This window comes from Streptomyces sp. NPDC051940 (genome assembly GCF_040680895.1).
In the GTDB taxonomy this organism is placed as follows: Bacteria; Actinomycetota; Actinomycetes; order Streptomycetales; family Streptomycetaceae; genus Streptomyces.
The window spans coordinates 1-17863 of record NZ_JBFAXR010000157.1 but is presented as its reverse complement, the minus strand read 5'-3'; the positions used below and the strand labels follow the sequence as shown (position 1 = coordinate 17863).

At 72.8% G+C, this 17863-nt stretch carries 13 protein-coding genes and 2 pseudogenes; 9 read left to right on the top strand and 6 right to left on the bottom strand.

Translation table 11 applies throughout. From position 1 onward, the window contains the following. The 4 genes and pseudogenes from AB0M28_RS35810 to AB0M28_RS35795 form a co-directional block, all read right to left on the bottom strand. A pseudogene (locus AB0M28_RS35810) lies at positions 1 to 96 on the bottom strand (DNA-binding response regulator); the annotation flags it as partial. Between the two features lie 94 nt (positions 97 to 190). Further along, positions 191 to 3187 (bottom strand): annotated as a pseudogene (locus tag AB0M28_RS35805) (ThuA domain-containing protein); the annotation flags it as partial. A gap of 219 nt (positions 3188 to 3406) precedes the next feature. Continuing rightward, complete coding sequence (locus tag AB0M28_RS35800) at positions 3407 to 4066, bottom strand: ThuA domain-containing protein (protein ID WP_365414193.1); 660 nt, start codon at positions 4064 to 4066, stop codon at positions 3407 to 3409. Positions 4067 to 4303: 237 nt separating this feature from the next. Next, positions 4304 to 5335, bottom strand: coding sequence for a LacI family DNA-binding transcriptional regulator (locus tag AB0M28_RS35795; protein ID WP_365414191.1), 1032 nt, complete (start codon positions 5333 to 5335; stop codon positions 4304 to 4306). 230 nt (positions 5336 to 5565) lie between these two features. Between AB0M28_RS35795 and AB0M28_RS35790 the strand changes: the two genes are divergently transcribed. The 5 genes from AB0M28_RS35790 (at position 5566) to AB0M28_RS35770 (ending at position 12596) form a co-directional block, all read left to right on the top strand. Beyond that, positions 5566 to 6438 (top strand): ThuA domain-containing protein, encoded by an 873-nt coding sequence (locus tag AB0M28_RS35790; RefSeq protein WP_365414189.1) that lies wholly within the window; start codon positions 5566 to 5568, stop codon positions 6436 to 6438. Beyond that, on the top strand, positions 6435 to 7697 hold the full coding sequence (locus AB0M28_RS35785; protein WP_365414187.1) for a Gfo/Idh/MocA family oxidoreductase: 1263 nt from the start codon (positions 6435 to 6437) through the stop codon (positions 7695 to 7697). The genes AB0M28_RS35790 and AB0M28_RS35785 overlap by 4 nt, the downstream gene beginning before the upstream one ends. 1784 nt (positions 7698 to 9481) lie before the next feature. Beyond that, positions 9482 to 10723, top strand: a complete 1242-nt coding sequence (locus tag AB0M28_RS35780) for a hypothetical protein (RefSeq protein WP_365414185.1) — start codon at positions 9482 to 9484, stop codon at positions 10721 to 10723. Positions 10724 to 10821: 98 nt separating this feature from the next. Then, on the top strand, positions 10822 to 11979 hold the full coding sequence (locus AB0M28_RS35775; RefSeq protein ID WP_365414183.1) for a ThiF family adenylyltransferase: 1158 nt from the start codon (positions 10822 to 10824) through the stop codon (positions 11977 to 11979). 5 nt (positions 11980 to 11984) lie between these two features. Beyond that, a complete protein-coding gene (locus AB0M28_RS35770; RefSeq protein ID WP_365414195.1) occupies positions 11985 to 12596 on the top strand; it encodes a GNAT family protein in 612 nt (203 codons plus the stop codon). Here AB0M28_RS35770 and AB0M28_RS35765 read toward each other — a convergent pair. Together AB0M28_RS35765 and AB0M28_RS35760 are read right to left on the bottom strand one after the other, a co-directional pair. Continuing rightward, on the bottom strand, positions 12568 to 13779 hold the full coding sequence (locus tag AB0M28_RS35765) for a HAMP domain-containing sensor histidine kinase (protein WP_365414181.1): 1212 nt from the start codon (positions 13777 to 13779) through the stop codon (positions 12568 to 12570). The genes AB0M28_RS35770 and AB0M28_RS35765 overlap by 29 nt on opposite strands. Next, positions 13760 to 14413: a response regulator transcription factor gene (locus AB0M28_RS35760; protein ID WP_365414180.1), complete on the bottom strand. Its 654-nt coding sequence runs from the start codon at positions 14411 to 14413 to the stop codon at positions 13760 to 13762. Before AB0M28_RS35760 ends, AB0M28_RS35765 begins: the two co-directional genes overlap by 20 nt. 87 nt (positions 14414 to 14500) lie before the next feature. Between AB0M28_RS35760 and AB0M28_RS35755 the strand changes: the two genes are divergently transcribed. The 4 genes from AB0M28_RS35755 to AB0M28_RS35740 all read left to right on the top strand — a co-directional run. Then, on the top strand, positions 14501 to 15055 hold the full coding sequence (locus AB0M28_RS35755; RefSeq protein ID WP_365414178.1) for a hypothetical protein: 555 nt from the start codon (positions 14501 to 14503) through the stop codon (positions 15053 to 15055). Further along, positions 15052 to 16239: a peptidoglycan-binding protein gene (locus AB0M28_RS35750; RefSeq protein WP_365414176.1), complete on the top strand. Its 1188-nt coding sequence runs from the start codon at positions 15052 to 15054 to the stop codon at positions 16237 to 16239. The genes AB0M28_RS35755 and AB0M28_RS35750 overlap by 4 nt, the downstream gene beginning before the upstream one ends. Then, positions 16236 to 16922, top strand: a complete 687-nt coding sequence (locus AB0M28_RS35745) for an ABC transporter ATP-binding protein (protein ID WP_365414174.1) — start codon at positions 16236 to 16238, stop codon at positions 16920 to 16922. The genes AB0M28_RS35750 and AB0M28_RS35745 overlap by 4 nt, the downstream gene beginning before the upstream one ends. Continuing rightward, a partial coding sequence (locus AB0M28_RS35740; RefSeq protein WP_365414172.1) for an ABC transporter permease occupies positions 16919 to 17863 on the top strand: 945 nt, incomplete at its 3' end. The genes AB0M28_RS35745 and AB0M28_RS35740, both read left to right, overlap by 4 nt.

Sequence of the window (17863 nt, the reverse complement as noted above, 5' to 3'; positions counted from 1 at the left end):
GAACTCGCGCCGGGTGAGGTCCAGTCGCGCCCCGTCCAGCTTCGCCTGCCGCCGCAGCGGGTCGACCGTCAGCCCGCCGACCTCGATCACCGTCGCACGTTCCGGGTGCGGGTTCGGTCGCCCCCTGTCCCTCGAAGTCGATCCAGTTGATGTTCGAACCGCCGCTGAGCTGTACGAAGTACAGCGGCCCGCTCACCGTGGTCGTGTCACCGACCGGCTGGGCGGAGAAGTTCTGGTACGTCTGCCAGCCGCCGGTCGCCGCGACCTGGATCGTGGCGACGGTCGGTCCGGTGTCGGGGTCGCCGGTGCGGACCGCGTAGGTGGCGCCGCTGCTGGGGCTGGCCGCGCGCAGCGAGATACGGTCGATGCGGGTGAGGTTCATGACGTCCCACCCGAACCAGTCGCCCGGCTCGATGTAGCCGACGTTCTTGCCGCCGCCCTGTACGTCACCGGTGTCCTCGATCTGGACGCCTGCGGTGCCTCCCGAGGTCGACCCCTTCAGCCGTCCGTGCCGGTCGAAGAACTCGGCCTCGGTGCGCTTGGTGTGCAGCACCGCCGTGTCCTCACCGGTGAGCGGCGACACCCCGGTGGCGCCCTGGTCGGTGTACGTGGCCGTGACGACGCCGAAGATGTCCTCGCCGATATGGCCCTCGTCCCCGGGGAGCACGAAGGTGCCGCTGCAGCCGCGGTACTGCTCGTAGCCGTGCCCGTGTTCGTCGTGGCCGAGACCGGGCTGGACGATCACGTTCTGGCAGTCGACCGCGCCGTCCTCGGGGTCGGTGACCTCGACCTCGTACCGGATGGTGTCGCCGAACTCGAAGAACGAACCGGCGGCGGGCAGGACCAGCTTCACCTGCGGTGCGGTGTTGCCGACCGCGATGTCGACGCTGGACACGCCGGTGCGTCCGTCGGGGTCCGTGACCGTCAGGCGGGCGGTGTAGTTGCCGACCGTCTGATAGGTGTGCGTGGGGCTCACGGCGGTGCTGTCGGTGGTGCCGTTGCCGTCGAAGTCCCAGGCGTAGGTGAGCAGCTGCCCGTCCCGGTCGTTCGACTCCGACCCGTCGAACGCGACCGTCAGCGGCTCCTGACCCGAGGTCCTGTCCGCGGTGGCGTGGGCGGTCGGTGCCCGGTTCCCCTGGACGTAGTCGATCCGGTAGATGCCCGAGTCGGCGTTGCCGCCGCCGAAGCCGCTGCCCCACTCGATCATGTAGAGGGCGCCGTCCGGCCCGAACTGCAGGGCGTGCGGGCGGTTCATGCCCATGCCCGAGAGGATGCGGTTGACGTCGGTGTAGGTGCGCCTGGTCCGGTCGAGCTGGACCGTGAAGAGACGGCTGTTGTTCCAGTCGGCCCAGATCGCCTTGCCGTCGAAGTACGCCGGCCACTTGCGCTCGGACGCCAGGTCCGGGTCGTAGCGGTAGCTGCCCGAGGTCATCGGAGCGCCGCTGCCGCCGATCTCGGGCACACCGGTGGACGACTTGCCCTGCCACATCGTGGCGGGGATTGCCGCCGGCAGCGTGGTCAGACCGGTGTTGTTCGGCGAGGTGTTCGTGGGGGCCGAGCAGTCGAACGCCGGGCCCGAGGTGCCGGTGGCGAAGTCGTAGTCCCGGTAGGCCGTGTTGGCGCCGACACAGTACGGCCAGCCGTAGAAGCCCGGCTTGCGGACGATGTTCCACTCGACGCGGCCGTCGGGGCCGCGGTCCGCGCTCGACGACCCGGCGTCGGGGCCGTAGTCGGCGACGTACAGGCTGCCGGTCTCCTCGTCGAGTCCGATCCGGAACGGGTTGCGGAATCCCATCGCGTAGATCTCGGGCCGCGTCCGGGCGTCTGTGTCGTCGAAGAGGTTCCCCGCCGGTACGGCGTAGGTGCCGTCGTTCCTGGGCTTGATGCGCAGGATCTTGCCGTTGAGGCTGTCGGTGTTGGCGGAGGTGCGCTGGGCGTCCCAGGCCGAGCGCCCCGGCCGCTCGTCGATGGGGGCGTAGCCCGACGACGCGAACGGGTTGGTGTTGTCGCCGGTGGCGATGTAGAGGTTGCCGTCGTGGTCGAACTCCAGCGCCCCGCCGGCGTGGCAGCACTCGTTGCGCTGGGTGGGGACCTTCAGTACGACCTTCTCCGACGACATGTCGAGCGTGCCGTCCTTCATGGTGAACCGGCTGACACGGTCGACGGATTCGTCGCCGACGGGCGAGTAGTACAGGTAGAGGTGCCCGTTGGTCGTGTAGTCGGGGTCGAGCGCGACGCCCAGGAGGCCGAACTCCTGGCCCGTGTAGACGTCGACGTGGCCGGCCGTGGAGGTGCCGCCGCCGGGGGCGATGACCTTCACGTCGCCGCCGCGGTCGATGTAGACGACCTGGCCGTCGTCGGCGATCGCCAGCTCCATCGGGTTCGACGTGTTGTCGTCGAGGGTGACCTTCTCGAAGCTGTCGGTGAGGGTGGCCGTGCAGTCGGCCTTCACGACTCCCGCCGCGGTGCGGATACCGCCCAGGAGGTGGCGGCGGAAGGCCGGGTCCGCGAAGGACTCCTCGGTGTGGCCCATGCCCGTGTACCAGGACCGGCCGCCTTCGTACTGCTGGCACCAGGTGATCGGGTGCTCCGGCCCCATGCTGCCGCCGCTGTACGTCGTCTCGTCCAGCGACGCCAGGACGTGCACCTTGCCGCGCGGGTTCGCGCGGTAGTTGTACCACTCGTCGAACCTGGTCCAGGTCGGCGCGAGGCCGGCGGACGACGGGTGCGCCGGGTCCTCCACCTTGACGGTGGCGTTCTGCTGGGCCGGGTGGTTCCTGAAGTAGGCGCCCACCAGCGACCCGTACCACGGCCAGTCGTACTCGGTGTCGGACGCGGCGTGCACGCCGGCGTAGCCGCCGCCGTTGCGGATGTAGCGCTCGAACGCCGCCTGCTGGGTCGCGTCGAGTACGTCGCCGGTCGTCGAGAGCCAGATGACGACGTCGTAGCGGGCGAGGTTGTCGTCCGTGAACGCCGCGGCGTCCTCGGTGGCGTCCACGGTGAAGCCGTTGTCGTCACCGAGCTTGCGGATCGCCTCGATCCCGGCCGGGATCGAGGAGTGCCGGAAGCCCGCCGTCTTGCTGAAGACGAGGGCGGAGAACTGCTCGGTGCCGGGCTGGTCGGCCTGGGCGGCGGTCGGTATACCGACGAGCCCGGCCAGGGGGAGCACGATCAGGACGGCCACCATGCGCGCGATCCGGTGGCGTATCCGTCTGCGGAGCTGGGTCGTGATGTCCCTCACCACGAACCTCCTTGGCTAGTACCGTGGCGCCCGGCCGGGAGCGGCCGGACACGTTTGTGCGGCTTGGCTGTTGTGCGGCTTGGCTGGTGCCGGCGACTCGGGGCGGCTCGGGGCGGCTCAGGGCGGCTCGGGGCGGCTCGGGACGGCTAGGGGTGGTTCAGCGGGTCAGCGGCTGGCCCACAGGAGCCCTCTTTCGGTGAGGGCGCGTACGTGCGGGTTCCGGAAGTCCTCCGGACCGCTGCCGACGGTGGACACGAAGACGCGGCCCTTGCCCCAGCTCCTGGCCCACACGGCGGGGATGGCCGCCGACCGCTGGCGCGTGTCGTCGGCGTCGAACGTGACGGTGGCCAGTACGTCGTTCAAGGGATCGTTCAGGGTCCAGTACGGCTCGGTGTCGACGTCGAAGTCGCCGAGCCCGGCGATCACCGGGTGGTCGGTGTGCTCCTCGGCGAGGCGCACCCGGTGCCGGCCGGGCCCCTGCCGGCGCATGACGAACGTCCCGCCCGTGAGCATCTGGTAGTCGAGGTCCTCGCGGTAGGCGTCGACGACACCGCCGTGCCAGCCCGCGAATCCCGTGCCCGCGCGGACGGCCGCGACCAGTCCGGCGCTCTCACGGGCGGTGATGTCACCCCTCGTCCAGGACTGGACGATCAGGTCGGTCCGCACCAGCAGGTCTTCGTCCTCGTAGACCTCCAGGGAGTCCTCGACCAGGATCCGGAAGCCGTTGTCGCGGAGGAACGACATGAAGAGGTTCGTCGTCCGGACGGAGCGGTCGCCGTCCGCGCCGCCTCGCACCACCAGTGCCTGCCGATGTCCGGACGTCATCGGGCTGTCTCCTTTCGCCTGTCGGGCCGTTGCGGCAGCCTCGGCGGTTGGTGCTGCGAGGGCTTCCACTCCGCAAAGTTGCGAAAAAATTATCGACCGAGGGCAGACTTTAGGAACACCCCGCAGGGGGCGTCAAGGTGTGGGACGCGGCGGCCCGAAGTTTCCCCGCAGGAGGGGCGGGGCCCGCCCTTGGGGGTCAGGGGCGGGCCCGCGCCTGGGGGTCCTGCTTCCGACCGGTCAGCCGCGCCGGGCGGTGCTGTCGCGGACGACCAGGGTCGTGGCCAGTTCGACGCGCGGGCTCTCGGGTTCGTCGCCGTTCATCAGCCGCAGCAGTGTCCGCAGTGCGCTGCGGCCCATGTCCTTCAGCGGCTGGCGCACCGTCGTCAGCGCGGGGGAGACCCACCGCGCCTCGGGCAGGTCGTCGAAGCCGACCACGCTGACGTCCTCCGGCACCCGCAACCCGGCCGCGGCCAGGGCCTCGTACCCGCCGATGGCCATGTGGTCGGAGCAGATGAACAGTGCCGTCGGCGGCTCGGGCAGCTCGCAGAGCGCCCGCACCTGCTCCGCGCCGCTGGCCCGGTCGTAGGTCCCGTAGCGGATCATCGCCGGATCCACCTCGATGCCCGCCGCCGCCATGGCGGAGCGGTAACCGGCCGTGCGCGCCCGGGCGTAGAGGTGGTGCGGAGGCCCGGTGACCAGCGCGATCCGCCGGTGACCGCGGTCCAGGAGATGGGTGGTCGCCTCGTAGGCGCCCGCCCAGTTCGTCGTACCCACCGAGACCACGTCGGGCGGCGGATCGCTGAGCGGATCGATGACGACGATGGGGATCTGCGCCTGGCGCAGCCGGGTCAGCTGGTCGGGAGTCGGCTCGATGAGCCCCAGCACCACGCCCGCACTGCCCCGCTCCACCACGCGGTCCACCCAGTCCTGCGCGCCGTGGTTGTTCGCCGAGGCGCCCGACCGGGCCACGGAGATGACGACGTGCACGCCGGTCTCGTACGCCGCCGCCTCCAGACCGCTCGCGACGCTCGCGGGCCACGATCCGTCGAGCCCGCTCATCACCAGGTCGACGGCTCGGACGGCCGGCGCGGACGTCGACACGCCGCGGCGCGTGTACTGGTGCTGGCGCAGCGCGGAGTCGACCTTGACGCGGGTGTCCGTCGAGACGTCGTCCCGGCCGTTCAAGACCTTGGAAACGGTGGAGATCGACACGCCGGCCGTCTCCGCGATCTGCGCGAGCGTGGGCCGCGGGGTCCTGGTTGGGGTCACGTATCCGCTCTCTGCTCTCCCGAAAACTTTCGCCATGCCATGACTCTCCTGAGGAGATTACCGCGCGGTTCGCGCGTGCGCCGACCCCCCTGACCCTTGGAAAGGGGCGGTGTGCGGGATCTTGACGGTCCTGGGCGGGCGGCCTAGCGTGCTCTTCGAGTAGTTTCGAAACTTTTTGGCGGACTCCGCCCGGGGACGTCTCGACGGATCGCCCGCATCGCATGGATCGTATGACGACGACTCTGCCGTCGCTGGAAAGAGGTGTGATGTCATCGTCGACGCCGCCGGCCCCCCTGCGGGTCACGGTCTGGAGTGAAGCGCTCCACGAGCAGCGGGACGCCGAGGTGGCCAAGCGGTATCCGCAGGGCATGCACGGCGCCATCGCCGACGGTATATCCCAGTACCTGGGCGAGGAGGCGCGGGTGCGCACGGCGACCCTGAGGGAGCCCGAGCACGGCCTGACCGCGGAGGTGCTCGCGGAGACGGACGTGCTCACCTGGTGGGGGCAACTCGCCCACCGCGAGGTCTCCGACGAGGTGGTGAAGCGGGTGCACCGCCGGGTGCTCGCCGGGATGGGCCTGATCGTGCTGCACTCCGGGCATCTGTCGAAGATCTTCACCCGGCTCATGGGCACCACCTGCACCCTGCGCTGGCGGGCCGCGGAGGACCGCGAGCTGGTCTGGACGACGGCGCCCGACCATCCCATCGCGGCCGGTGTGCCGCACCCCATCGTCATCGAACAGCAGGAGATGTACGGGGAGTTCTTCGACATCCCGGCACCCGACGAGCTGGTCTTCATCAGCTCCTTCAGCGGGGGTGAGGTCTTCCGCAGCGGCTGCACGTTCCGGCGCGGGCACGGCAGGATCTTCTACTTCAGCCCCGGGGACCAGGACTATCCCGTCTACCACCACCCGGATGTACGCCGGGTCATCGCCAACGCGGTGCGGTGGGCGGCTCCCGCCGCGGAGCGGGAGAGGCCGCGGCTGCTGCACAGTGAGACGGGGTGGTTCCTCGACGGTGATGGTGGCCGGGACGTCGGCGGCGATGTGGGCAGGGGCGGCGGCGACTTCGGTGGCGGCGACGTCTCCGGCGTACGGGCATGACCGGGCCGGACTTCGCCGCCGGGGCCTCGTTCCGGACGGTGCCGGACGACGGTGAGCCGCTGCGGATCCTCGTCGTCGGCGCCGGGCGGATGGCACGGCTGTGGCTGCGTACGATCCTCGCCTGTCCCGACACCACGCTGGCCGGGGTGGTCGACACCGACCCGGGCGCGGCGGAGAAGGCCCTCGCGGAGACCGGTGCCCCGGAGGTGCCCACAGGGCGGGACCTCACCGCGCTGGCGGCGGCCACCTCGCCGCACGCCGTCGTCGACGTGACCGTCCCCGCGGCCCATCTGCCCGTCACGCTCGAAGCGCTCGCCCTCGGCCTGCCGGTCCTCGGTGAGAAGCCGCTCGCCGCCACGCTCCCGGAGGCGCTGCGTCTGGCCGCGGCGGCCTCGGTGGCCGGTGAGCTCTTCATGGTCAGTCAGTCGCGTCGCTACCACCCGCACCTCTTCGCGCTCAAGGAGCAGGCCGGCCGGCTGGGCCGGCTCGGCATCCTGACCACCGAGTTCTTCAAGGCGCCCCGCTTCGGCGGGTTCCGCGACGAGATGGACCACCCGCTGCTGCTCGACATGGCGATCCACCCGTTCGACACCGCCCGCTGGCTGCTGGACGCGGAGCCGGTCTCGGTCCGCTGCGAGGAGTACAACCCGGGCTGGAGCTGGTACGCCGGAGATGCGGCGACGACCGCGGTCTTCGAGATGTCGGGCGGCAGCCGCTACGTCTTCACCGGCAGCTGGTGCAGCCCGGGCCTCGAGACCTCCTGGAACGGGGCGTGGCGGCTCAGCGGGGAGCACGGCTCGATCACGTGGGACGGCGGTGGTCACCCCGCCGAGGTCGAGACGCCCGCGGCGGAAGCGGATCCTCCGCGGTCAACGGCCGCACCGATGAAGGGCATCGCCGGCTCCCTGGCCGAGTTCGTGCACGCGTTGCGCACGGGCGCGGTCCCCATGGGGGAGGTCCACGACAACGTGATGAGCCTGGCGATGGTGACCGGCGCCGTCGAGTCGGCACGGACCGACCGCCGCGTCAGCATCGACGACCTCCTGAACACCGCCCTCACGGAGGCCCACGCCCAGGCCACGGGCCCGGAACGCGACCTCCTGCGGGAGCGCCCGGGCGACATCGACGACCTCCTCGACACCACCCTCGCGGAGGCCCGCGCCCAGGCCACGGGCCCGGAACGCGACCTCCTGCGGGGGCGGCCCGGCGACGTCGTGCGCGCGCCGGCGGCGGGACCGCCGCCGGCCGGACGGCCCTGACCGCCCCGTCCGGACGGGCCTGTTCGCCCCCCTCCTCGCGGTCCGTCGAAGGCCGCCCCCCGCCAGACCGGCGGACCGGTGCCCCCGGGGCCGACCCGCGAACCGGCGCTACGGGGCAGACCTGTCCACCGGTGCCCACCGGGCGCCGCGGGAAGACGCGTTGCAACCCGGGTGCCTCAGCGGGCGCCAGGGGGAGGTTCCTCCCCTCCCCGGGCATCGGCGTCCCCGAGCTCGACGCCCACACGCGGCGCGGCGTAATCCGGAACCACCCAGCCGCCAGGGACGTGGGCCTCCGCCACCCCGCCACCCCGCCACCCCGCCACTCCGCCGACCGCGTCGGCGCTGCGCCCGCCAACGACATGACCACCCCGCCCGCAGGGGCGGGGGCGGAGCCCGGGGGTTCGCCGCAGGGGCGGCCACATCCTTGCTGCGGGCTGCGGGCTGCGGGCTGCGGGCTGCGGGCTGCGGGCTGCGGGCTGCGGGCTGCGGGCGCCCGGGCCCGGGCGGGGGGTTTGTGGTGCGTGCCGCCGCCACTTGGTGCGGGGTGCGGGGTGCGGGGTGCGGGGTGCGGGCCGTGGCCCGGTGGCGTGGTTCGTAGGCGTGCCATGGCGTGGCTACCCCAGGGTGCGAGGCGCGGGGTGGAGCCCGGGGCGCGGTCGGGTGCTGCACCTCTCGCCGACTTGGCCGCCCTGTCCCGGCAGGTTCCGAGGGGCGGATCCCTCTAGCGGTGGTTGCCCATGCGTCCGTCGTCGGGGTAGCCACCACCGCGCGCGGCGGCGTGCGGCGTGAGGAGTCGGAGCGGCCGGCGGGGATGTCGCTGCGCCTGGTGTGGGCGTGACCGCCCCCGGGCTGCTGCCCGAGCCGCGGACGTGGCTACCTCCTGGTGCGGGGTGCTGGGGTGGCTTCCCAGGGAGCGGTTTGCCGTATGGCCCGCGGCCAACTTGGCCACCCCGTCCCGCAGGGTCCCTGGCGGTGGTTGCCGGTGCGCGGGCTGCCGGGGTGGCCACCACGGCGGCCGGGGTGTGGAGTCGGAGCCGTCGGCGGGGTTGTCGCTGCGCGCGGTGTGGGCGTGACCGCACCGTCGTGGCTGTTGCCCAAGCCGTCAAGGTGGCCACCTCGTGGTGCGGGGTGGGCTCCCCGGGAGCTGTTTGAGCTTGGCCCGCCGCCAGCTCGGCCCCGTCCCGCAGGGTTCGAGGGGCGGAGCCCTCCTGCGGTGGTTGCCGGTGCGCGGGCTGCCGGGGTGGCCACCACGGCGTGCGGGGCGTGGAGTCGGAGCCGTGGGCGGGGTTGTCGCTGCGTGCGGTGTGGGCCTGACCGCCCCGCTGTGGCCGTTGCACCGTCGGCGACGGGCGCCCTCGTAGCGCGGGTGTGTGCTCTCCCCGCCTGACGTGCCGTTGGCTTGGCCGCCCGTCCCGCAGGGGGCCAGGGGCGGAGCCCCTCTCGTGCTGCCGCGTTGGACGGTGGCCCGTGCACCCGGCGGCCACGGGCGGGGCGGAGCCCCGGATGGTGGGCAGTGGCGCTCTCCCCGCCTGACGTGCCGTTGGCTTGGCCGCCCGTCCCGCAGGGGGCCAGGGGCGGAGCCCCTCTCGTGCTGCCGCGTCGGGCGGTGGCCCGTGCACCCGGCGGCCACGGGGCGGGGCGGAGCCCCGGATCGTGGGCTGACGTCCTCGCCGGAGGCGACACGCCGCCGAGGCTAACGGGTGAATAAGTCCGATTTGTCGGACCGTCGGGTTATCTCTCTAAGGGTTCGGGTCGAGTGGAGAGGTAGCCCAGTGAAGACACCCATGCGTATCGCCGTAGCGGCCTGCACCGCCGCCGCACTGACCGCCGGCGCCGCCGGCTGTTCCGTGGACGCCGGCGACGGCAAGGCGGCGAAGCACGGCGCGAAGCACGACGCGAAGGCCGACAAGGCCGCGCCCGCTGTCAGCAACGGCAAGCCGCTGCGCCTCATCGGCGACGGCTCCACCGCGTACACCGGCATCCAGCCGCACCAGCCGAAGTTCACGAGGCTGAAGCCCGGTCAGCAGCCCCCGCAGTTCGTCGTCTTCTCCTGGGACGGCGCCGGCGAGGACGGCTCCGGCCTCTTCGAGCACTTCCGCGAGGTCGGCAAGAAGTACGACGCGACCATGACGTACTTCCTCAGCGGGCTGTACGTCCTCCCCGAGTCCAAGCGCACCCAGTACACCGCCCCCGGCCACGCCCCCGGCGCCTCGGACATCGGCTTCCTCAACGACCTGCACGTGAGGCAGACCCTGGAGCAGGTGCGCGCCGCGTGGCTGGACGGCCATGAGATCGGCACCCACTTCAACGGCCACTTCTGCGGGCCGACGGGCGTCGACAGCTGGTCCGTGGAGGACTGGAAGAGTGAGATCAGCCAGGCCAAGCAGTTCGTCAAGACCTGGCGGACGAACCTCGGCGACACCAAGTCCGCCCCGCTGCCCTTCGACTACGACAAGGAGCTGGTCGGCTCCCGCACCCCGTGCCTGGAGGGGCGCAAGAACCTGGTGAAGGCGGCCGGCCAGCTCGGCTGGCGCTACGACACCAGCGGCGTCAACCTCCAGGTCTGGCCGCAGAAGGAGGAGGGCGTGTGGAACCTGTCCATGCACACCGTGCCCTTCCCCGGCAGCAGCCGTGAAGAGCTGACCATGGACTACAACTACAAGGTCAACCCGCTGATCACGCCGGCCACCGCCGAGGGCCAGATGTACCGCAGCCTGATGATGGGCTTCGAGCGCTCCTACTCCGGCAACCGCGCACCGGTGATCATCGGCAACCACTTCGAGCAGTGGCACGGCGGCGCCTACATGCGGGCCGTGGAGTCGACGATCAAGACGCTGTGCCCGCGCGCCGACGTGCAGTGCGTGTCGTTCCGCCAGCTGGCCGACTGGCTGGACGCACAGGACCCGGCGGTGCTGGAGAAGCTGCGGCAGCTGCAGGTGGGCCAGGCGCCCGCCGAGGGCTGGGAGCGCTACCTCGCCCCGGCGGAGCCCGCCGTGACCAAGCCCGGCGGGGCGAACGTGGCCTGAACGGGCGCGGGCCTTCGGAATGAAAGATCAAGTCCGGTGCGTGCGCGCGAGTGAAAGGAGCGCGCACGCCCGGCGCCCGCGCTGCTAGCTTCGCGTCCGTGAATGATGTGCTTTCCTCCGTATCGTCCCTTTCTGTCCGGATTTCCGCGACGGAGCAGGATGATGAACAGACCTTCCGCCCACGGCTGTTCGACGCGTCCCTGGCCGAGGACCGCGCCGCCCTCGCGGACCTGCGGGCCTCGGGCGCCGTCCGCGCGGTTCACGATCGCATCGACGCCCAGACCGAGGAACTGGTGCGGTGCCTGAATCCGGCGGAGCCGCCCGCCGGGCACGCGCTCGCCGACGCCGTGGACGCGGTCCGGGGCGGCCGCGCGGGCGCGCACTACGGAACCTGGGCCTGGTACCCGTGGTCGGGCAGGCTCGTCCATGTGCTGCCCCGCCGGGAGTTCCGGCTGGTCCGTACGGACCGCAACCGCGACAAGATCACCCGGGAGCAGCAGACGTCGCTGCTCGGCCGGCGGATCGGCGTGATCGGGCTGTCGGTCGGCAACAGCGCCGCGCTGACCTGCGCGATGGAGGGTCTCGCCGGTTCCTTCCGGCTCGCGGACTTCGACCGGCTGGGCCTGTCGAACCTCAACCGGCTGCGCTGCGGGGTGCACGAGCTGGGCGTACCCAAGACCGTCCTGTGCGCACGGCAGCTGTCCGAACTCGACCCGTATCTCGACGTGGAGGTCTTCTCCGAGGGGATCACGCCCGGCACGATCGACGCGTTCTTCGCCGGTGCCGGCCTCGATCTGCTGGTCGAGGAGTGCGACACGCTGTGGGTGAAGCTGGCCGCCCGCGAGCACGCCCGGGCCCGCGGCGTACCCGTGCTGATGGACATGAACGACCGCGGCATGCTCGACGTCGAGCGGTTCGACCTCGAGCCCGGCCGCCCCGTCTGCCACGGCCGCGCCGGCGCGCTGAGCGCCGACGACGTCGCCGCTCTCCCTCCCGCGGACCAACTGGCGCTGCTGCTGCGGATCGTCGACCAGGAGCGGCTGACCCCCGCCATGACCGACGCGCTCGGCCGGATCGGCCGCACCCTCTCCAGCTGGCCGCAGCTGGCCAGCGGCACCGTCCTCGGCGGGGCGCTGGTGGCCGACACCGCACGCCGGATCCTGCTCGGCGAGCCGGTGCCCTCCGGCCGCTACTACGCCGACCTCGAGGCCCTGGTGCCGGCCGCGGCCGCGCAGCCCGCGGGAGCCGTCCGGTGACCCGGATGCCGGATCTCCAGGGCAGCCATCTGCGGCTGCGCGAACTGCGCGCCCGCGACCACACCGTGTACGAGCGGATCTACACCAGCCATGCGCTGACCCGGTTCCTGGGCGTCGACCGCAAGTCCCCCGAGGAGGCGCACGACGCGTTCACCGCCGCGCTCGCCCAGCAGCACGCCCACCCGCGCCGCCGCTACACCGTCGCGGTCTGCCCGCCGGACGACGACCGGATGATCGGCACCATCGGGCTGCTCGTCGAGGACTACGGCCGCAACGCGATGCTCACCGGGCTCGTCGTCGTGCCCGACGCCCCGGTCCGCGGGCAGGCCCACGAGGCGGGCCGGCTCCTGATGGCGTACGGCTTCGGCCCGCTCGGCCTGCACCGGATCTGGGCCGGACACCGCGCCGACCACACCCGGATGAGCACCGTGATGTCCGCGGCCGGACTGCTGCCCGAGGCCAGGCTGCGGCAGTTGTTCCGGACCCAGGACACCTGGCACGACGTCACCACCTACAGCGCCCTGGCCCCGCAGTGGCGCGAGGACGCCTCCCAGGGGGAGCTGCGCATCCTGCACGGCGCGATGGCGCTCACCGCGGAACGGGGAACCGCACCGTGACGTCGAGGCCGCCCCGCGGGCGCGGGACGGCCTTCACGTCCGCCTCGTGGGCCTCGGCGATCGCGGCGACGATCGACAGCCCGAGGCCGTGGCCCTCGGGGCGGGCGGCGCGCGGTTCGCCGCGCTGGAACGGCTGGAAGAGTCGGTCCACGTCGGCGCCGTCCACCGCCGGACCGCTGTTGACGACCCGCAGCACTAGGCGGCCGCCGACGGCCGCGGTGGTCAGCCGCACCCAGCCGCCCGGCACGTTGTGCCGGCGGGCGTTGTCCACCAGGTTCGTCACCAGGCGCTCCAGCAGCCGGGCGTCACCGCTGACCGGCGCCGCGCGCAGCGTCGCCGTCACCTCCGGGCCGCCGGGCGGCGAGCCCAGCAGGACGTCGCCGGCCACGTCGGCGAGGTCCACCGGGGCCCGGTGCTCCAGCCCGCGCTGGCTGCTGGCGAGGGTGAGCAGCGCCTCGATCAGCTCCTCCTGCTCCTCGCCGGTGGCCAGCAGCCGCTCGCACAGCTTGCGCAAGGTCGCGGCGTCCGCTGCGGGGTCGGCGAGCGTCACCTCGATCATCGCCCGCTGCAGGGTCAGCGGGGTGCGCAGCTCGTGCGAGGCGTTGGCGACGAACCGCTTCTGGGCGCCGAACGCCGTGTCGAGACGGCCCAGCAGACCGTCGAACGTGTCGCCCAGCTCCTTCAGCTCGTCGTCCGGACCGGCCACCGCCAGCCGCTCGTGGAGATTGCGCTCGGATATACGACGTGCCTTGTCGGCCATCGTCCGCACCGGCCGCAGGGCGCGGCCCGCCATCAGCCAGCCGAGCGCCACGGAGACGGTGGACATCAGCGCCAGCGCGATGGCGGAGCGCGACAGCAGCAGCTGCAGCCGCAGCGCCCGGTCGGCCTCCGCCCTGGCCTGCATCGAGGCCATCGTCACCTCGTCGGGGGGCTGCGGCAGGGCCTCCGGCCCGGGGATGTGGTTGGTGCTGAGCACCCGCACCCCGCTGCTCGACGCCACCAGCACGTAGGTGATCCCCAGCAGGGCCACGCCGGAGAGCAGGAACAGCCCGCCGTACAGCACGGTCAGCCGCAGCCGTACCGTCCAGCGGGTGCCGCGCCCGCGCCGGGGGCCCGTCCGCGGATCCCGGCCCGCCGCGCGGCGGGGGTCCGCGGACAGCCCCTCAGATGCGGTAGCCGGCATGGGGCACCGTCTCGATCACGGGCGGTTCGCCCAGCTTGCGCCGCAGCCGGCTGACGGTGACCTTCACCGTGTTGGTGAACGGGTCCGCGGCCTGGTCCCACGCGCGCTCCAGCAGCTCCTCCGCGGAGACCACCCGGCCCCCGGCCGCGAGCAGCAGCTCCAGCACGGCCAGCTCCTTCGGCGAGAGGTCCAGCCGCCGGCCGCCCCGGCGTGCGACGCGCTGCCCGGCGTCCAGGGTGAGGTCCTGGTGCGCGAGCACCGGGGGCGCCGCGGGTGCGGCACGCCGGGCCAGCGCCCGGACCCGGGCGATCAGTTCGGCGAAGGCGAACGGCTTGGGCAGATAGTCGTCCGCCCCGAGCCCTAGTCCGTCCACCCGGTCCGCGATCGTCGACGCCGCCGTCAGCATCAGCACCCGGGCGCGCACCCCGCGCGTGATGAGCGCGCGGCACACCTCGTCGCCGTGCAGCCGGGGCAGGTCCCGGTCCAGGACGATCACGTCGTAGCCGTGCAGCTCCGCCAGCTCCAGGGCCTCGTGCCCGTCGAAGGCGAGGTCCACGGCCATGCCGTCGCGCCGCAGCCCGGTGGCCACGGTCTCCGCCAGCTCGCGATGGTCCTCGACGATCAGTACCCGCATGGCGGACAGCCTGCCGGACGGGGCATAACAGCGGCGTAACAGCGCGCGTTCCCGTGGTGTAACCGCCCGGCGTGTTCGCTGCAGGGCATGACGTACACCACCACCAAGCGCCGCCTCAGCGGCCTGCTCCTCCTCGGCCCCGTCCTGCTGACGAGCGCGCTGCTCGCCGGCTGCTCCGACGACAGTGCGGCCGCCGGCAGCGGGGACAAGGACGCGAGCGCCACGCCCACCGACCCCGCGGAGAAGTCCCTCGCCTTCTCGCAGTGCATGCGCGACAACGGCGTCGAGAACTTCCCCGACCCCACCGACGGCGGCATCCGGCTCACCCCGGAGAGCGGCGTCGACATGAACTCCGACGCGTTTCGCAAGGCACAGGAGGCGTGCCGCGACCTCTCCCCGCAGGCCGACGGCGCGGGTCCCGGCGGCCAGCTGGACGCCGCCAAGGTCGCCGCCTGGGCGGAGTGCATCCGCGCGAACGGCATGAAGGACTTCCCCGACCCCGAGGTCAACGGCGGGTCGATGGAGATCGACATGAGCAAGATGGCCACCCGTCCGAACGGGGACGCCTTCCAGAAGGCCATGGACGCCTGCCGCGACAAGTACCCGGGCGGCGGCGTGATGATGAAGGGCGCCCGTCCGTGACCGAGCAGCCCACCCCGTACGAACCGCCGGGCGGCGAACCGCCCGCCCGGCGCAGGCGCCGGCCGCTGCGCGCCGCGCTGATCTCCCTGGCCGCGCTGACCGTCGCCGGAGCGGGCGGCGCCGCGGCCACCGGTGTCCTCGGCACGGACGGCGCGGAGGCCGGCCAGGCGGCGCCGTCCGGTCCGGCGAAGACGGCGACCGTCGAGCGGACGACGCTGACGCGCACCGAGACCGTGGACGGCACCCTCGGCTATGGCGAGACGACCTCCGTGCAGGCCGCTCCGGGCGGCGGGTCGTCCGACTCCGGCACCCCGCAGCAGGAGGACGCGGACGCCTCCGCCGCCGCGACCGGCATCCTCACCCAGCTCCCCGGCGAGGGCCAGACCATCGAACGCGGCGAGACGGTCTACAGCGTCAACGAGGAACGCGTCCCCCTGCTCTACGGCTCCACCCCGCTCTACCGCGAACTCGCCGACGGCAGCGAGGGCAAGGACGTCACCGTGCTGGAGAAGAACCTCGCCGCCCTCGGCTACTCCGGCTTCACTGCCGACGACACGTTCACCGAGGGCACCGCCGACGCCGTCCGCGCCTGGCAGGAGGACCTGGGCCGCGAGGAGACGGGCACGGTACGCCCCGGCGACGCGGTGGTCGCCCCCGCGGCACGGCGGGTCGCCGAGGTGAAGGCCGTCATCGGCACCACGCCGTCCGGCGAGATCCTCACCTGGACCGGCACCCGGCGCACGGTCACCGTCGACCTCGACGTCAGCCTGGAGGACCTCGTCCGCAAGGGCACCCCTGCCACCGTCCGCCTCCCCGACGGGACGGAGACCGAGGCGAAGGTGAGCGACATCGGCAACGCCGCCACCGCCAAGCCCGAGGAGGGCTCCGACTCCGAGGACGCCACCCTGCCCGTCGAGCTGACGGTCAAGGACCAGAAGAAGCTGGGCCGCTACCAGGCCGCCCCGGTGGACGTGACGCTCGGCGCGGAGGAGCACGCGGACGTCCTCGCCGTCCCCGTCCAGGCGCTGGTCGCCCGGCCCGACGGCGGGTACGCCGTACAGGCCGTCGCGTCGGACGGAACCGTGTCGTCCAAGCCCGTGACGCTCGGCATGTTCGCCGGCGGGCTCGTCGAGGTCTCCGGCGAGGGCATCACCGAGGGGCTCGTCGTGGGGGTGCCGAAGTGAGCCACCCGGTCGTCGAACTGCGGGGCGTGGCCAAGACGTACGGGGAGGTCGCCGCGCTCGCCGAGGCCGAGCTGGTCGTGGAGCGCGGCGAGATGCTCGCCATCGTGGGCCCCTCCGGCTCGGGGAAGTCCACCATGCTCAACATCATGGGCACCCTCAGCCGGCCCACCGCCGGCACGGTGCGAGTCGACGGGTACGACGTCGACGAGCTCAGCGACCGCGAGCTGTCCGCGCTGCGGGCCGGGCACATCGGCTTCGTGTTCCAGTCCTTCCACCTCGCCCCAGGCGTGCCCGCCCTGGACAGCGTGGCCGACGGGCTGCTCTACAGCGGCCGCCCGCGCGGCGAGCGGCGGCGGCTGGCGGACGCGGCGCTGCGGCGCGTGGGCCTCGGCCACCGGCTGTACAACGAGCCGCACCAGCTCTCCGGCGGGGAGAAGCAGCGCGTCGCGATCGCCCGCGCCGTCGTCGGCGACCCTCCGCTGCTGCTCGCCGACGAGCCGACCGGTGCGCTCGACTCCCGCTCCGGTGCCACCGTGATGGAGCTGCTGCACGGGCTGCACCAGGCCGGCACCACCGTCGTCGTGATCACCCACGACCACGACATCGCGTCGTCCCTGCCCCGCGAGGTGCGCATCAAGGACGGCCGGATCGAGCACGACACCCGGGCGGAGGCGGCCGTATGAGCACCCTGGCACCCCCACGCGCCACGCGCACCGACCGCCCGCGCCCCCGGCCCGCACGCCTCAGCCCCGTCGACGTGCTCCGCGTCGGCGGATCCGGGCTGCGGACCAGACCGCTGCGGGTCTTCCTCTCCGCGCTCGGCATCGCCATCGGCATCGCCGCGATGACCGGCGTCGTCGGGATCTCCACCTCCTCCACCGAGGAGCTGAACCGGCGGCTCGACGCGCTCGGCACCAATCTCCTCACGGTCGCGCCCGGCACCTCCTTCAGCGGCGACCAGGCCACGCTGCCCGAGCAGTCGGTGGACATGGTCGGCGCGCTGGACGACGTCGAGTCGGTCACCGCCGTCGGCAAGACCGAGGCGAAGGTCTACCGCAACGACCACATCCCGGTCCAGGAGACCAGCGGCCTCACCGTCTACGCCGCCCGCACCGACCTGCTGCGGACCGTCGGCGCCGAGCTGGCGGACGGCAGCTGGCTGAACGGCGCCAGCGGCAAGTACCCCGCGGTGGTGCTGGGTTCGCGGGCGGCGGCCGAGCTCGGGGTGTACGAGGCGGGGGCACAGGTGTGGCTGGGCGAGCGGTGGTTCACGGCCGTCGGGATCCTAGCGCCCAGCGAACTCGCCTCCGAGCTGGACTCCGCCGCCCTCGTCGGCTGGCCGGCCGCCGAGGAGGAGCTGGGCTTCGACGGCGCGCCGACCACCGTCTACGCCCGCGCCGATCCGGACCACGTCACCGAGGTGCAGGAGCTGCTGGGCGCGACCGCCAACCCCGAGAGCCCCAACGAGGTGCAGGTCTCCCGGCCGTCCGACGCACTGGCCGCCAAGGAGGCGACCGACGACGCGCTCTCCGGTCTGCTGCTGGGGCTGGGCGCGGTGGCGCTGCTGGTCGGCGGGGTGGGCGTGGCCAACACCATGGTGATCTCGGTGCTGGAGCGCCGCGCG

Excerpts from the sequence above, each read along its gene's own strand:
- AB0M28_RS35800 (WP_365414193.1), bottom strand. The coding sequence starts at position 4,066 with ATGACGTCCGGACATCGGCAGGCACTGGTGGTGCGAGGCGGCGCGGAC.
- AB0M28_RS35790 (WP_365414189.1), top strand. The coding sequence starts at position 5,566 with ATGACGACGACTCTGCCGTCGCTGGAAAGAGGTGTGATGTCATCGTCG.
- AB0M28_RS35785 (WP_365414187.1), top strand. The coding sequence starts at position 6,435 with ATGACCGGGCCGGACTTCGCCGCCGGGGCCTCGTTCCGGACGGTGCCG.
- AB0M28_RS35780 (WP_365414185.1), top strand. The coding sequence starts at position 9,482 with ATGCGTATCGCCGTAGCGGCCTGCACCGCCGCCGCACTGACCGCCGGC.
- AB0M28_RS35770 (WP_365414195.1), top strand. The coding sequence starts at position 11,985 with ATGCCGGATCTCCAGGGCAGCCATCTGCGGCTGCGCGAACTGCGCGCC.
- AB0M28_RS35765 (WP_365414181.1), bottom strand. The coding sequence starts at position 13,779 with ATGCCGGCTACCGCATCTGAGGGGCTGTCCGCGGACCCCCGCCGCGCG.
- AB0M28_RS35760 (WP_365414180.1), bottom strand. The coding sequence starts at position 14,413 with ATGCGGGTACTGATCGTCGAGGACCATCGCGAGCTGGCGGAGACCGTG.
- AB0M28_RS35755 (WP_365414178.1), top strand. The coding sequence starts at position 14,501 with ATGACGTACACCACCACCAAGCGCCGCCTCAGCGGCCTGCTCCTCCTC.